At 60.8% G+C, this 15,103-nt stretch carries 14 protein-coding genes; 4 read left to right on the top strand and 10 right to left on the bottom strand.

The window, feature by feature from the left end:
* Positions 1 to 81: 81 nt before the first annotated feature.
* The gene (locus tag ACI512_RS22575; protein WP_012724877.1) at positions 82 to 1,080 is read right to left on the bottom strand and encodes a bile acid:sodium symporter family protein; all 999 of its coding nucleotides are present in this window, start codon (positions 1,078 to 1,080) and stop codon (positions 82 to 84) included.
* An 86-nt stretch (positions 1,081 to 1,166) separates the two neighbouring features.
* Between ACI512_RS22575 and ACI512_RS22580 the strand changes: the two genes are divergently transcribed.
* Complete coding sequence (locus ACI512_RS22580; protein WP_046034649.1) at positions 1,167 to 1,955, top strand: helix-turn-helix domain-containing protein; 789 nt, start codon at positions 1,167 to 1,169, stop codon at positions 1,953 to 1,955.
* Positions 1,956 to 2,170: 215 nt separating this feature from the next.
* Positions 2,171 to 3,421: an MFS transporter gene (locus ACI512_RS22585; RefSeq protein WP_405121350.1), complete on the top strand. Its 1,251-nt coding sequence runs from the start codon at positions 2,171 to 2,173 to the stop codon at positions 3,419 to 3,421.
* 23 nt (positions 3,422 to 3,444) lie between these two features.
* On the opposite strand, the gene ACI512_RS22590 is transcribed toward ACI512_RS22585, so the two are convergent.
* On the bottom strand, positions 3,445 to 4,446 hold the full coding sequence (locus ACI512_RS22590; RefSeq protein WP_236382738.1) for an ABC transporter substrate-binding protein: 1,002 nt from the start codon (positions 4,444 to 4,446) through the stop codon (positions 3,445 to 3,447).
* Between the two features lie 162 nt (positions 4,447 to 4,608).
* Here ACI512_RS22590 and ACI512_RS22595 point away from each other — a divergent pair, with 162 nt between their 5' ends.
* On the top strand, positions 4,609 to 5,037 hold the full coding sequence (locus ACI512_RS22595) for a hypothetical protein (protein ID WP_012724881.1): 429 nt from the start codon (positions 4,609 to 4,611) through the stop codon (positions 5,035 to 5,037).
* A gap of 216 nt (positions 5,038 to 5,253) precedes the next feature.
* Here the strand turns inward: ACI512_RS22595 and ACI512_RS22600 are convergent, their stop codons facing one another.
* The 6 genes from ACI512_RS22600 to ACI512_RS22625 are packed head-to-tail and all read right to left on the bottom strand — an operon-like array spanning position 5,254 to position 11,177.
* Positions 5,254 to 6,996 carry an ABC transporter substrate-binding protein gene (locus tag ACI512_RS22600; protein ID WP_012724882.1) on the bottom strand — a complete coding sequence of 581 codons (1,743 nt, stop codon included), beginning with the start codon at positions 6,994 to 6,996 and terminating at the stop codon, positions 5,254 to 5,256.
* Between the two features lie 32 nt (positions 6,997 to 7,028).
* Complete coding sequence (locus tag ACI512_RS22605) at positions 7,029 to 7,301, bottom strand: DUF2160 domain-containing protein (RefSeq protein WP_014718862.1); 273 nt, start codon at positions 7,299 to 7,301, stop codon at positions 7,029 to 7,031.
* 10 nt (positions 7,302 to 7,311) lie between these two features.
* On the bottom strand, positions 7,312 to 8,112 hold the full coding sequence (locus ACI512_RS22610) for a carbohydrate ABC transporter permease (protein ID WP_003232361.1): 801 nt from the start codon (positions 8,110 to 8,112) through the stop codon (positions 7,312 to 7,314).
* 10 nt (positions 8,113 to 8,122) lie between these two features.
* A complete protein-coding gene (locus tag ACI512_RS22615; protein WP_405121351.1) occupies positions 8,123 to 8,989 on the bottom strand; it encodes a carbohydrate ABC transporter permease in 867 nt (288 codons plus the stop codon).
* On the bottom strand, positions 8,986 to 10,083 hold the full coding sequence (locus ACI512_RS22620; protein WP_236382744.1) for an ABC transporter ATP-binding protein: 1,098 nt from the start codon (positions 10,081 to 10,083) through the stop codon (positions 8,986 to 8,988). The genes ACI512_RS22615 and ACI512_RS22620 overlap by 4 nt, the downstream gene beginning before the upstream one ends.
* On the bottom strand, positions 10,083 to 11,177 hold the full coding sequence (locus tag ACI512_RS22625; protein WP_236382759.1) for an ABC transporter ATP-binding protein: 1,095 nt from the start codon (positions 11,175 to 11,177) through the stop codon (positions 10,083 to 10,085). The genes ACI512_RS22620 and ACI512_RS22625 overlap by 1 nt, the downstream gene beginning before the upstream one ends.
* Before the next feature lie 259 nt (positions 11,178 to 11,436).
* Here ACI512_RS22625 and ACI512_RS22630 point away from each other — a divergent pair, with 259 nt between their 5' ends.
* On the top strand, positions 11,437 to 13,248 hold the full coding sequence (locus tag ACI512_RS22630) for a sigma-54-dependent Fis family transcriptional regulator (protein WP_236382762.1): 1,812 nt from the start codon (positions 11,437 to 11,439) through the stop codon (positions 13,246 to 13,248).
* Here the strand turns inward: ACI512_RS22630 and ACI512_RS22635 are convergent.
* Together ACI512_RS22635 and ACI512_RS22640 are read right to left on the bottom strand one after the other, a co-directional pair.
* Positions 13,245 to 14,177 carry a FecR family protein gene (locus ACI512_RS22635; RefSeq protein WP_236382766.1) on the bottom strand — a complete coding sequence of 311 codons (933 nt, stop codon included), beginning with the start codon at positions 14,175 to 14,177 and terminating at the stop codon, positions 13,245 to 13,247. The two genes, ACI512_RS22630 and ACI512_RS22635, sit on opposite strands and share 4 nt — an antisense overlap.
* On the bottom strand, positions 14,174 to 14,716 hold the full coding sequence (locus ACI512_RS22640; RefSeq protein WP_122811556.1) for a sigma-70 family RNA polymerase sigma factor: 543 nt from the start codon (positions 14,714 to 14,716) through the stop codon (positions 14,174 to 14,176). The genes ACI512_RS22635 and ACI512_RS22640 overlap by 4 nt, the downstream gene beginning before the upstream one ends.
* Positions 14,717 to 15,103: the final 387 nt, after the last annotated feature.

Genomic DNA, 15,103 nt, shown 5'->3' on the forward strand with positions numbered 1-15,103 from the left:
CACTCCTGACTGGGCGCTTACCCACTAAGTCGTCTGGCCGAGCATTTACTTGAGGTTATTTGGTAACGGCTGTGACATTGATCAAGGATCCACCTGCCCCATCAGCTCTGGAATGCTCTCCGGTCGCTTGGCATAACGCTGGGCCAACGCCGCGCAGACCATCAACTGGATCTGGTGAAACAGCATCAATGGCAGGATCAGCACCCCCATGGTCGCCCCGGCGAACAGCACCTGGGCCATCGGCACACCGGTGGCCAGGCTCTTCTTCGAACCGCAGAACAAAATGGTGATGCGGTCTTCCTGGTTAAAACCAAACGCCTTGCCCAGCACCGTGGAGGCCACCAGCACCAAGGCCAGCAACACGCAGCACGCGACCACCAGGCCGCCGAGTTCCCACAACGGGATCTGGTGCCAGATGCCTTCGTTGACCGCCTCGCTGAACGCGCCGTACACCACCAGCAGGATCGAGCCTTGGTCAACGAACTTCAGCCAGGATTTATTGCGCCCCACCCACTCGCCGATCCAACGGCGGGCGATCTGCCCGGCGATGAACGGCAGCAGCAGTTGCACGCTGATTTTCAGGATCGCGTCGACGGTCGAGCCACCCTCGCCGTGCACGTTGAGCAGCAGGGTCACCAGCAGTGGCGTGAGGAAGATGCCGAACAGGCTGGACGCCGCCGCACTGCAAATCGCCGCCGGGATATTGCCCCGCGCCAGCGACGTGAAGGCAATCGCCGATTGCACCGTGGCCGGCAAGGCGCAGAGGTAAAGCATGCCCATGTACAGGTCTTTGCCGATCAGCGGCGACAACACCGGCTTGAGCGCCAGGCCCAGCAGCGGGAAGAGCACAAAGGTCAGGCTGAACACCAGCAGGTGCAGGCGCCAGTGGCCGGCGCCGGCGACGATAGCCTGGCGCGACAGCTTGGCGCCGTGCAGGAAAAACAGCAGCGCGATGGCCAGGTTGGTCACCCAGCCGAACGCCACGGCGGTCTGGCCGCTGGCGGGCAGCAGGGAGGCGAGGATCACCGTGGCGATCAGCGTGAGGGTGAAGTTGTCGGGCAGAAAACGGGGGCGAGTCATAAGCAGGATCTTCCGGGGGTTGCCAAGAGCGTCATCGCGACTCTAACGTAACGACCTGTTACCGACTAACGCCAATGAGCCAACAAATGCCGCCTAAAGGACATGACAAGACCGTCCGCCGCAGCGTGCCCGGGCTTTCCAGCCTGCCACGACCGGTGTATGGACGCACTGAATCCTTGCCTAATCGTGCGCTGACCCGCCGGCACAGCCACCCGTGGGTGCAATTGTCCTACGCGATTTCCGGGGTGCTGGAGATCCAGACCAGCGTCGGCCGCTTCGTCGCGCCGCCCCAGCGCGCGGTGTGGATTCCGGCGGGTGTGCCGCACCGGGTGTTCAGTTCGCCGCATACCGAAATGCGCAGCCTGTACCTGGATTGCAGCGTCACCACATGGGCGACGCAGCGCTGCCATGTGTTGGAGGTGAGCAGTTTGCTGCGCGAGTTGATCCGCAGCTTCAGCGCAGTGCCGGTGGCATATGCCGAGGACGGTCCGGATGGACGCTTGGCCCAGGTGCTGCTGGATCAGTTGGCGGCGGCGGCGCAAATCGACTTGATGTTGCCGTTGCCCCTGGACCCGCGCTTGCGGCAGATCTATCGCAGCCTGAACCTGCACCCGGAGCAGCAGACCACGTTGGGGCAATGGAGTCAGAAGCTGGGGGTGAGTGAGAAGACACTCAGTCGGTTGTTCTTGAGTGATACCGGGCTGACCTTTCGTGCCTGGCGCCAGCGCCTGCGGTTGTTGAGCGCCCTGCCCGCCCTGGAGCAAGGCGAGCGGGTGACGGACGTGGCGCTGGGGTGTGGGTATGAATCGACGTCGGCGTTTATCAATGCGTTTCGGCAACAGTTCGAGGCCACACCCGGTGAGTTTTTCCGCTGATCATCCCCGTACAGGGCGTTGGCCGCGGTCACCGCACTGGATATCAAAAACGTTGGCCAAGCGCCTGCGCCCTTTGGCAGTCACTGTCAGCGCGCGCGAATCAAGCGTTCGCGTCAGCCACCCATTCGGATGACTCAACATCCATTGTTCGATGCTCCTCGAAGTGACAGCGATATCGGCAGAATACTCTACACGCCAACCCAGGAGAGATGCCGATGAATAACACACGTTTTTTTGGCCAGACCGTACTCAGGTGTACGTTCGTGCTGGCAATCATTGGTTGGGGCGTCGGGTTCTACGGCCCGCCGATTTATATGCAGGCCGTCATGGATCGCACCGGGTGGCCGATTACCCAGGTTTCAGCGGCGGTGACACTGCATTTTCTCAGCGGCACCCTGGTCATCGCCAATCTGCCGTGGCTGTACGGGCGTTGGGGTGTGCCCGCGGTTACTTGGCTGGGGAGCCTGATCCTGGGCATCGGGGTCAATATCTGGGCTCAAGCCGACGCGCTGTGGGCTTTGTATTTCGGCGCCATGTGCTCGGGTATCGGCTGGGTGACCTTGGGCGCTGCGGCCGTCAACACGCTGATCGCGCCCTGGTACATCAAAGGGAGGCCGAAGGCGCTGGGCAAGGCCTACAACGGTGCCAGCCTGGGTGGCGTGATCTTCTCACCGCTGTGGGTACTGTTGATCGAGCGGTTCGGCTTTGCCATCGCGGCCCTGGTAATCACCCTGGCAACCATTACGCTGACTGCCGGGTTTGCTTTGTGGGTGTTTGGCAAAACGCCGCAGAGCGTGGGACAGCAACCTGACAATCTCGCCGCGCCGCCCGCACCGCCGCTCCATGCCCCCGCCATCCCTTGGACGACCGCGCAGACATTCCGATCGGCACAATTCCGCACGCTGGCCGCCGGCATGTCCCTTGGTCTGTTTGCACAGATTGGGTTGATCGCCCATCTGTATTCGATCCTGGTCGTATACCTGGGCGCCCGCCCTGCCTCATTCGCCATGGGCTTGGCCACCGCCAGCGCCATGGGCGGGCGATACATCGTCGCGCACTGGATGACCCAAGACATCAATCGTCGCCATTTGGCTTGTCTGGCTTATGGGGTTCAGTTGCTGGGCACCTTGATGTTGCTTGGCCTGCATTTGCACCCTGCGGCCGCCTGGATAGCCGTCGTACTGATCGGTTCCGGGATCGGCAATGCCACATCGCTCCCACCGCTAATCGCGCAGACCGAGTTCAGCCACGAGAATACCGCGAAGGTCATTGCGCTGATGGTTGCCCTCAGCCAGGCAATCTACGCTTTCGCACCTGCCTGCTTCGGCCTTGTACGCGCTGCCCTTGCCGACCCGGAAGAGGCGATCGTTGCCGTGGTGATGGTGGCCGTCACCGTTCAACTGCTGGCGATTCTGACCTTCTATCGCGGCGCGGCCAGGCGTCCAAGCAGAACGACCGCTTACTGAGCCCTCACTTTAACCAGGCAACCTCAGCTGCCGTTGCCGCCATGCGCCTCTTCGAAGAAGTAATCCTTCCAACTCGCCGCTTTGTTTTTCAACACCCCCAGTTCCTGCAATTTCTCGGCGTAGATGTAGGTACGCTGCGGCACGATGGTGAAGTCGATCTCCGGGTCCTGGACGATCTTCTCCACCAGGTCCAATGGCAGCTTCGATTGCTCTACGCGGATATACGCCTTGGCGGCGGCGGGCTTGTCGGCCTTGATGATCTTCTCGGCTTCAGCCAGCGCGTCATAGAACGCTTTGTAGGTCTTGGGGTTCTCCTCGTGGAATTTCTGCGTGGTGTACAGCACGTTGAACGTCGCCTGGCCACCGAGGATGTCGTAGGAACTCAACACCTTGTGCACATTCGGATTGAGCAATTCCTGGTACTGGAACGGCGGGCTGGAGAAGTGCGCGTTGATCTCCGAGCCACCGGCAATCAAGGCGGCGGTCGCGTCGGGGTGCGCCAGGCTGATGGAGATGTCGTCGAACTTCTTGTAATGGGCATCGCCGAACTGCTTGGCGGTCTCGATCTGCAAAGTGCGCGACTGGAAACCCACACCGGCGGCGGGCACGGCGATACGGTCTTTTTCGCTGAAGTCCTTGAGCGTCTTGACGTTGGGATTGTTGGTCAACAGGTAGTTGGGCATCGAGCCCAGGGAGGCGATGGCCTTGACGTTCTGCTTGCCCTTGGTGCGGTCCCACAGCGTCAGCATCGGCGGCACACCGGCGGAGACTACGTCGAGCGCGCCGGCCAGCAGTGATTCGTTCATTGCGGTGGCGCCGGAAATGCTGTTCCACTCCACCTGGATGTCCAGGCCCTGCTCCTTGCCGTGCTTTTCGATCAGGTGCTGGTCGCGCACCACATCGAGGATCAGGTAGCCGATACCGAATTGCTGGGCGATGCTGATCTTGCCTTCGGCCTGTGCGCCGATACTGATCAAGGCTGTCGCAGCCGCCATCAGGGTCAGGGAAGAACGCTTGAAAGTCATGGGAGTCTGCCGCGTTTTAAGAAGGTGATGGAGCCTAGCGACGTTTTTTAAGACTGGAAAAGAATATCGGGATCTATTGTTATGCAAATGGCCCACAAACAAGCGCCCGGCTGCTATTGTGCCGCGCTTTGAAAAACTGCCGAACCAGCGAGGAAATGGACGTTGAACACTGACGAAAAAATGACCGGGGACCTGTTCGAGGTTGATAAACGCCTGTCACTCAAGCCCGTGGTGGACTTCAACACCTACCTGCGCAGCGCATTCGGCGATGGCCCGTGTACCTGCATCCGCTGCACCACCGGTAACGGCGATGAAAGCGGCTATGCGTTTCAACACAGCTTCACCTTCGACGGCAAGCCCACCCAGCGCCGCTTCGCCACCACGGCGGGCAGTGATGTGTTGCAAGTGTTGAAGAAAGCCTGGTTGTCGTACACCAAGGCCGAGCTGCCGCTGAGCGGTGTGCTGGCGCTGGATACGGTGAAGGAATTTGTCGAGCCGCAATTACATAAACGCCTGACACCGCTGTTTTTGGCCAGTGGCTTGGTCAAGGACGTGGACGGTGAGTTGCAGATTCAGCCGCAGGCGGCGTGATACCGACTACTCCTTAGGCGCGCTGTTGCGGATGGCGAAGATGGCGAGGAAGGCGGCGCCGCAGATTCTGGCAGTGAAAACACCGTAAAACGTGGCGAGGGAGCTTGCTCCCGTTGGGTCGCGAAGCGGCCCCAGCGCTTTGTTTAAAAAGACTGGGACTGCTACGCAGGCCAACGGGAGCAAGCTGCCACAGGTACAGCGTGCACCCTGTTGGGTTTATTTACGTGCAGCCTCCCACTGCTTAAGCAAGTCGTTGTAGCTCACGGTTTCGCCTTTCGGCTTTTCATTCGCCAGTTTCGGTTTCGGTGCGCCCGGTTGGTCGAACCAGTATTGCGCATCACGCTCGGGGTTCATTTTCGGGCCGCAGACCGGTTGCACCTTGGAGCGTTCCAGGCGCGTCATGATCGCGTCCTGCTCCTTGGCCAGGTTATCCAACGCTTGTTGTGGGGTTTTCTCGCCGCTCGCTGCAGCGGCGATGTTGCTCCACCACAGTTGCGCCAGGCGTGGGTAGTCCGGCACGTTGGTGCCGGTCGGGGTCCATTCCACTCGGGCCGGGCTGCGATAGAACTCCACCAAACCACCGAGTTTCGGCGCCAGGTCGGTCATGGCCTGGGAGTTGATGTCCGACTCACGAATCGGCGTCAGGCCGACGATGGTTTTCTTCAACGAGACGGTTTTCGAGGTCACGAACTGCGCGTAGAGCCAGGCCGCGAGTTTCTGTTTCTCTGGGGTGGATTTGAGGAAGGTCCAGGAACCCACGTCCTGATAGCCCTTCTTCATGCCTTTTTCCCAATAAGGCCCGACCGGCGACGGGGCCATGCGCCATTTCGGCGTGCCGTCGGCGTTTACCACCGGCAGGCCCGGCTTGGTCATGTCGGCGGTAAACGCGGTGTACCAGAAGATCTGCTGGGCGATGTTGCCTTGGGACGGCACCGGGCCGGATTCGGAGAAGGTCATGCCTGCCGCTTCCGGTGGCGCGTAGGCTTTCATCCAATCCACGTATTTCTGGGTGGCGAACACGGCGGCCGGGCCGTTGGTGTCGCCGCCACGGGTCACGCTGGAGCCCACCGGGTGACAGTCCTCCACACGAATGCCCCACTCGTCCACCGGCAAACCATTGGGCAGGCCCTTGTCGCCGCCACCGGCCATGGAGAACCATGCATCGGTGAAGCGCCAGCCCAGGGACGGGTCTTTCTTGCCGTAGTCCATGTGCCCATAGATACGCTTGCCGTCGATCTCCTTGACGTCTTCGCTGAAGAACTTGGCAATGTCTTCATAAGCCGACCAGTTCACCGGCACGCCGAGGTCATAGCCGTACTTTTCTTTGAACTTGGCTTTCAGCTCCGGGCGCTCGAACCAGTCTGCGCGGAACCAGTAGAGGTTGGCGAACTGCTGGTCGGGCAGTTGGTAGATCTTGCCGTCCGGCGCGGTGGTGAAGGAGATGCCGATGAAGTCCTTGATATCCAGGGTCGGCGAGGTGAAGGCCTTGCCTTCATTGGCCATCAGGTCGGTGATGGATTCGGTCTTGCCGTAGCGAAAGTGTGTACCGATCAGGTCCGAGTCGTTGACCCAGCCGTCATAGATATTTTTGTCGGACTGCATCTGGGTTTGCAGCTTCTCCACCACATCGCCTTCCTGCAGCAGGTCGTGGGTCAGCTTGATCCCGGTGATTTCACTGAAGGCCTTGGCCAGCACCTTGGATTCGTACTCGTGGGTGGTGAGGGTTTCCGACACCACGTTGATCTTCATCCCACGAAACGGTTCGGCGGCCTTGATAAACCACTTGAGTTCCTCGAGCTGCTGGTCAGCCGTGAGGGTGGACGGTTTGAACTCGCTGCCGATCCATTTTTTTGCGGCATCTTCATACGCATCGGCCCACGCCGAAGCGCTCAAACCGCTGAGGGCCAGTACGGCGGCCAATGAAATGCTATGTCGCAGCTTATTGTTTTTATTCAACATAGAGACCTCCTGGTTGTTTATTCATAAGGGCATTAGCCCCAACGCATCACACTCAACAGCCATACCAGGGAGAGCGCGGACGCCACCCAGATGCTCCAGTCGGTAACGCCGATGACCAGCAAATGCAGGTAGGCGCTGCCGAGAAGACCGATAAACAAACGATCACCACGGGTGGTGCTGATCGGTAACAAACCGCGCCGCGGGATGCTCGGCGAACGCAGCTCCCAGGTGGTCATGCCCGCCAGAATCAGGGCTATGCCGCCAAAGAACAGCGCGGTGGGGGTGGTCCAGGCCATCCATTCCATCATCGACTCCTCAGACCCGGCCCAGGGCAAAGCCCTTGGCCACGTGGTTGCGAACAAACCAGATCACCAGCATGCCGGGAAGGATAGTCAACACCCCCGCCGCCGCCAGCACGCCCCAATCGATACCCGACGCCGAGACCGTGCGCGTCATCACCGCCGCGATGGGCTTGGCGTTGACCGAGGTCAGGGTGCGCGCCAGCAGCAGTTCGACCCAAGAGAACATGAAGCAGAAAAACGCAGTCACACCGATGCCGGAGCCGATCAACGGGATAAAAATCTTCACGAAAAACTTAGGAAACGAGTAGCCGTCGATGTAGGCGGTTTCGTCGATTTCCTTGGGCACGCCGGACATGAACCCCTCCAGGATCCACACCGCCAACGGCACGTTGAACAGGCAGTGCGCCAGGGCCACGGCGATGTGCGTGTCGAACAGGCCGATGGACGAATACAGCTGGAAGAACGGCAGCAGAAACACCGCCGGTGGCGCCATGCGGTTGGTCAGCAGCCAGAAGAACAGGTGCTTGTCGCCGAGGAAACGGTAGCGTGAAAACGCATAGGCCGCCGGCAGCGCCACGCTCAGGGAGATCACCGTGTTCAGGCTCACGTAGTACAGCGAGTTGAGGTAACCGGTGTACCAGCTCGGGTCGGTGAAGATCACCTTGTAGTTGGCCAGGGTGAAATCCTGCGGAAACAACGTCAGCCCGCCGAGGATTTCGGTGTTGCTCTTGAAGGACATGTTCAGCAGCCAGTAGATCGGCACCAGCAGGAACAGGATGTAGATCAGCAACGGAATTAGCTTGCGCTTGCTCATGTTGGCGGCCTCAGCGGTTGGCGTCGGAGTGGGTCATGGCGGTGTAGAACAGCCAGGACACCAACAGGATGATCAGGAAGTACACCAGGGAAAACGCCGCGGCCGGACCCAGGTCGAATTGGCCTACGGCCATCTGGGTCAGGGTCTGACTCAAGAACGTAGTGGCGTTACCCGGCCCGCCGCCCGTGAGGACGAAGGGTTCGGTGTAGATCATGAAGCTGTCCATGAACCTCAGCATCACCGCGATCAGCAGCACGCTTTTCATCTTCGGCAACTGGATATGTCGGAACACCGCCCACGCTGAGGCACGATCAATCCGCGCAGCCTGGTAGTACACATCCGGAATCGCCCGTAGGCCCGAGTAGCACAGCAGCGCCACCAGGGACGTCCAGTGCCACACATCCATCACCAGCACGGTGACCCAGGCATCCATGGTGTTGGCTGCGTAGTTGTAGCTGATGCCCAGGGCATTGAGGCTGTAACCCAGCAAGCCGATATCGGCGCGGCCGAATATCTGCCAGATGGTGCCCACCACGTTCCACGGAATCAGCAGCGGAATGGCGAGGATGATCAGCACCAGCGACGACCAGCGACCCTTGGTCGGCATGGTCAGGGCGATGGCGATGCCCAGCGGGATTTCGATCAGCAACACGCAGGCCGAGTAGATGAACTGGCGCAGCAGTGAGTCATGCAGACGTGGGTCAAGCAGCACCTGCTTGTACCAGTCGGCGCCAACGAAGTAGCGGCTGGACTGGTCAAAGATGTCCTGCACCGAGTAGTTGACCACGGTCATCATCGGGATCACCGCACTGAACGCCACCAGCAGGAACACCAGCAATACCAGCCACCAGGCCTTGTTGTTCTGCACCTTGTTCATGGCAGCACCTCCAGCAGGTAGTCGTCGGCGTACACCATCAGCCACTGCGCGGGAAAGCTGATGGAGGCCTTGCCTTCAGGCACGGGTTTGTCTTCGGCCAGGCGCACCTTGAGCAGCGCGCCGTCGAGGTTGAGGGTCATGATTTTGTAGGTGCCGAGGTCTTCGAGATGAGAGACGTCGGCCTGCAGGGCGTCAGGGTTGTACTCGTCCCACACATGGATGAATTCCGGGCGGATGCCGACCTGCAATCTCTTGTAATCGGTTTTGGCCAGGCGTTGCTGCAGGGCCTCGGACAATGGCAGGTGGGTGCCGGCAAACCGCACCCCACCCGCCTCGGCCTGCACGTCGATCAGATTCATCCCAGGGCTGCCGATGAAATACCCGACAAAGGTGTGGCTTGGCCGTTCGAACAGGTCACGGGGAGTGCCGAACTGCACGATCTGGCCGCCGTACATCACCGCGATCTTGTCGGCGAAGGTCGAGGCTTCCAACTGATCGTGGGTCACGTAGACCATGGTGATGTTGAACTGCTCGTGGATCTGCTTGAGTTTGCGCCGCAGTTTCCACTTGAGGTGCGGGTCGATCACCGTCAGCGGTTCATCGAACAGGATCGCCGACACGTCGTCACGCACCAGGCCGCGGCCCATGGAGACTTTCTGCTTTTCGTCGGCGGTGAGGTTGCGGGCTTTTTTGCTCAGCAGATTTTGCAGGTCGAGGACCTCGGCGATTTCCTGCACCTTGCTGTGAATTTTCGCCTCGGCCATGCCCTGGTTACGCAGCGGGAACGCCAGGTTGTCGAACACCGTCATGGTGTCGTACACCACCGGGAACTGGAACACCTGGGCGATGTTGCGTTTTTCCGGGGTCAGGTCGTTGACCACTTTGCTGTCAAACAACACCTGGCCTTCGGACGGGCTGAGCAGGCCGGAGATGATGTTGAGCAACGTCGACTTGCCGCAGCCCGACGGCCCGAGCAAGGCGTAGGCTCCGCCCTGCTCCCACACGTGGTTCATTTCCCGAATGGCGTAGTCCTCGGGGCCGCTCGGCGTAGGGCTATAGCTATGCGCCAGGTTCTGCAAATGGATCTCGGCCATCAGGCAACCCTCACGACGCGGCGCCCGGGGGCCTGGACCAAACGGCCCTGGCCATCGAACACAAACAGTTTATGGGTGGGGATATACACGCGGATCGGCGCGTCGACGTCATACTCGTGCACGCCCGGCAGGTGCAGCACCAGCAGGAAGTGTTCGCTGCGCACATGCAGGAAGGTTTCCGAACCGCTGATCTCGGCGACTTCCACCGTCACCGCCAGCTCCAAATCGTCGTCGTTGCTGGGCACCAGGCTGATGTGGCTGGGGCGTACGCCGAAACGGAATTCGCCTTCGCCGATGGGGCGCAGGTCGACGTTCAGCGGGAAATGCACGAAATTGGCGAAGCTCACTTCGTTACCGCTGATGCGCCCCGGCATCAGGTTGATCGGCGGCTCGGAAAACAGCTCGGCGGCCAGCACCGTCTGCGGCTGGTGATAGACCTCGGCCGCCTTGCCGCTCTGAATCACCCGGCCTTCGTGCAGGATGGTGGTGGTGCCACCGAGGGCCAGGGCTTCGTTGGGTTCGGTGGTGGCGTAGATGGCGATGGTGTGGCGCGCGGCGAACAGCTCGCGCATTTCCTGACGCAGCTCTTCGCGCAGTTTGTAGTCCAGGTTCACCAGCGGCTCGTCGAACAGGATCAGTTCGGCATCCTTGACCAGCGCACGCGCCATGGCCGTGCGTTGCTGCTGGCCGCCGGAGAGTTCCAACGGGTGGCGCTGGAGGAATTTCTCGATGCGCAGCATCTTCGCGGTTTCCAGCACCTTGCTCTGGATCAGCTCGTTGGACACCCCGGCCTGGCGCAACGGCGAGGCGATGTTCTCGAACACGGTCATGGTCGGGTAGTTGATGAACTGCTGATAGACCATCGACACGTTGCGCAGGCGCACCGGCTTTTGCGTGACATCCACGCCGTTCATCAGGATGCGGCCGCTGTCGGGCTTGTCCAGCCCGGCCATCAGACGCATCAGGCTGGTCTTGCCGGACAGCGTGCGGCCGAGCAAGACGTTGAAGGAACCGGCTTCGAAACGCAGGTTGGCGTCGTCGATCCAGGTCTGGCCTTCGACAACGCGGGAGACATGTTCCAGGGTCAATGACATGACACGACCTTTTTATTATTGGAATGAATCTGGCCAGGTGTCAGAGCGAGTTTCGTGCCAAAACGGCAAGTGCTTGATGCGCAAGGAAATGGGCTAAAAGTGATGTTCGAGAGTGAACAATCTGACTGAACAACTGAACAGCTCGGGGGTTGACAATGAACAGTTCTGAACAACACTCTCATGATCAACACAGGGTAAATGAACCGGTTTTTCAGGTAGATTGTGCAAGCCCAATAACAATAAAAATGCAGGTCACCCCATGGCCGAACCACTGGCTCACGACACCCTTATCCAGGAATCCTGGCGCCGTTGTCGCGCCTTTGGCCTGGACCACCAGAGCACGCCCAGCTTCGACCAGCTCCCCGCCGAGGGCATCAGCCAATTGCTGGAAAGCCAGCACTCGCTGGTGCAGACCACGCACCAGGAAGTGCTGCCCTACTACGAAAATATCCTCAGCAATTCCAACTGCCTGATCATGCTGGCCGACAATCAGGGCCAGGTACTGACCAGTTGGGGCACCCAGCGGTTTATCGAACCCAAGCTGGCGCGTGGCTTCAACCCCGGCGCCAGCTGGAGGGAACGCTCCAGCGGCACCAATGCCATCGGCACCGCACTGGCGTGTGCCCAGGCGGTGCATATCGAACACGATGAACACTTTCTGAAGGCCAACCGCTTCATGACCGGCTCGGCGGCGCCGATCTTTGACGCCCAGCGCGAGATCATCGCGGTGCTGGACGTGTCCAGCGACAGCTACCTGCCGCCCTCCCACACCCTGGGCATGGTCAAGATGATGAGCCAGACCGTGGAGAACCGGCTGATCCTCAACCTGTTTCGCGGCGAACACTTCCAACTGACCTTCAACACCGGCCTGAGCAACCTCGACAGCCAGTGGGCCGGCCTGCTGATCTTTGATGAGAGCGGCCAAGTGCTGTCGGCCAACCGGCGTGCCGACAACCTGCTGGGCATCAGCCTGTCGCGGGTGATGATCGACAGTTTGTTCAAGGTGTCGCTGCTGGAGTTGTTGAACCAGCCGGAAGGGCTGCCCTTTTCCTTGCAAGCGGCGGGACGTAATCGGTTCCAGTGCCTGTTGCGGCGGCCCAAGCAGGTGCCGGTGCAGGCGCGCGTGTTCACGGAGCCGACACCGCCTAAGCCCGCCTCCATTGGCCTGAAGACCTTACACTTCGGCGATGTGCGCGTGGAGAAAGCCGTGCGCCAGGCTGAACGCCTGCTGGAGAAAGACATCCCGCTGCTGATCCACGGTGAAACCGGCGTGGGCAAGGAAGTGTTCGTCAAGGCCCTGCACCAGGCCAGCTCGCGCAGCCAGAAGGCGTTTATCGCGGTGAACTGTGCGGCGATTCCGGCCGAGCTGGTGGAGTCGGAACTGTTCGGCTACGAAAAAGGCGCGTTCACCGGCGCCAATCAAAAAGGCAGCATCGGCCTGATCCGCAAGGCCGATAAAGGCACGCTGTTTCTCGACGAGATCGGCGATATGCCGCTGCCTACCCAGGCTCGCTTGCTGCGGGTATTGCAGGAACGTTGCGTGCAGCCGGTGGGCAGCAGCGAGTTGTTCCCGGTGGACTTGCGCATCATCTCGGCCACCAACCGCGCGCTGCGCGAGCTGGTGCAGGCCGGGCGTTTTCGTGAGGATTTGTACTACCGCATCGGCGGCCTGACCCTGGAGCTGCCGCCGTTGCGCGAGCGCACCGACAAACGGGCGCTGTTCCAGCAACTGTGGCAGCAACACCGTGAGCCGACCCAGTGGGCGGGCCTGAGCGCCGAGGTACTGGCGCTGTTCGAGCAGCATCCGTGGCCGGGGAATTTACGCCAAGTGAGCAGCGTGTTGCAGGTCGCGCTGGCGATGGCTGAAGAACATCCGATCCGCCCGGAGCATCTGCCGGATGATTTTTTTGTGGATTTGAACGTGGAATCGCCGCTGCCTGCCAGTGAATACCTGGATGACAGCATCGACCTGAACCAGCGTTTGAAGGCCGTCGGCGGGAATATTTCCCACCTGGCGCGGGAGCTGGGGGTAAGCCGCAATACCCTGTACAAGCGCCTGCGCCAGCACTAACGCGGCTTGACCACCACCAGCAGGTCGGTGAAGTACTCCACCTGGATCGGCAGGTTATCCGCCAGGGACGACAGCGCCGCGGCTGTGTCGTCGAGCTTGAACACGCCGGAAACCCGCAGGTTTTGCAGGGCGTGGGGGTCAAAGCGCAGCATGCCGTGACGGTAACTGGCGAGGGTTTGCAGCACGTCGCTCAGGGGTTGGTCGTTGACCTTGAGCAGGCCACGGGTCCAGGCGTCGGGATCGGCATCGTTGAGGGCTTGCGGTGGCTGGGCGCGGCCGTGGTCGAGGACCGAGCGCTGGCCAGCCATGACCTTGACCCCATCGGTGGCGTCGCCTTTGACCGCTACCGTGGACTCGATCACCGTGACCACAGTGGTGCCATCTGCCGCACGTTTGACCAGATAACGCGTGCCCAGCGCAGTGGCCGTGCCTTGGTCGGTGCGGACCACAAAGGGCCGTTGCGCATCCTTCGCCACGTCTACCCAGAGCTCGCCTTGCAGCAGTTCGATCACGCGTTGATGGCCGTCGAATTTCACGTCCACCGCCGAATTGCTGTTGAGCTGCAACTGGCTGCCGTCCTCAAGGGCGATCTGTCGGCGCTCGCCGACGCCGGTGCGCTGGTCGGCCATCCAGATTGGCAGGTGTTGCAGGCCCAGCCAACCGCATAGCACGACGCCGAGCAAGCCCACCGCCCGTGCGCCACGCGGACGGTGCGGGGTGAATGCACGGCTCAGGGCAATGCGCGCGGGCTTGACCGGCAATGTATCTAAGCTGCCCCACACCGCACTCATACGTTCGATGGCCACGGTGTGACGTGGGTCGGCCTGGCACCAGGCGTTGAACGCCTGGCGATCAGCGTCGGTGACGTCTTCGTCGTGCAGGCGGGTGAGCCACTGCGCCGCTTGCTGGATAATCTGTTCGGTGCTCATACCAGCGGGTCTGCCGGGTGCAGGCTGTGGTAGCAATGCACCAAGGCGCTGGAGATGTAGTTTTTGACGGTGCTGGAGGACACGTCCAAGCGCGTGGCGATTTCGCTGTAGGTCAGGCCATCGAGGCGACTCAGCAGGAACGCTTCGCGGGCCTTGGCAGGCAGGCCGGCGAGCATCTCGGCGATGCGTTCCAGGGCTTGCAACGCCACATGAATCGCGGCCGGGTCGGGCATGCCGGCGTCTGCGCACTGGATCACCAGGGCTTCCATGTAGGCCTTTTCGATGCGGCGGCGACGGGCGCCGTCGATCAACAACCGCCCTGCCGTAGTGGCCAGGAAGGCGCGAGGTTCCTTGATGTTTTGCGGTTCGGCCAGCATCAGTACGCGGATGAACGCGTCGTGGGCCAGGTCGGCGGCATGCTGGGAGCACCCGAGTTTCTTGCGCAGCCAGCCGTGCAACCAGCCGTGGTGCTCGCTGTACATCGCCGTAAGGGTCTGCTGCCGGACGGAGTCGCCCAGCGCGGCCGGAATGTCATGCATGCGCAAAAATTTCTCAAATGGGAAGTGTTACCAATTGCGCGAACAATGCCAGTAAAACAGAGAGGGGGCAAGGGGCTTACCGCTGATGGAGGTGGGTCAGTCGGTATATCTGCCAGCAGTGCCGCCGCTTTCGAAGCCTCGCTAGAGCTCGGCATCTCCCACAGGGAATGGGGGTGTTTGGTAGAGCTGTAGCCGAACATTTTCTGCCTGATGACTCAGATCTACTGTGGGAGGGGGCTTGCTCCCGATGGCGGTGCGTCTGCCAGCCCATCTGCCAGCAGTGCCACCGCTTTCGAAGCCTCGCTGAAGCTCGACATCTCCCACAGGGAATGGGGGTGTTTGGTAGAGCTGTAGCCGAACACTTTCTGCCTGCTGACTCAGGTCTAC

Origin of the sequence: Pseudomonas petroselini (assembly GCF_045037875.1) — a bacterium.
Lineage (GTDB): Bacteria > Pseudomonadota > Gammaproteobacteria > Pseudomonadales > Pseudomonadaceae > Aquipseudomonas > Aquipseudomonas petroselini.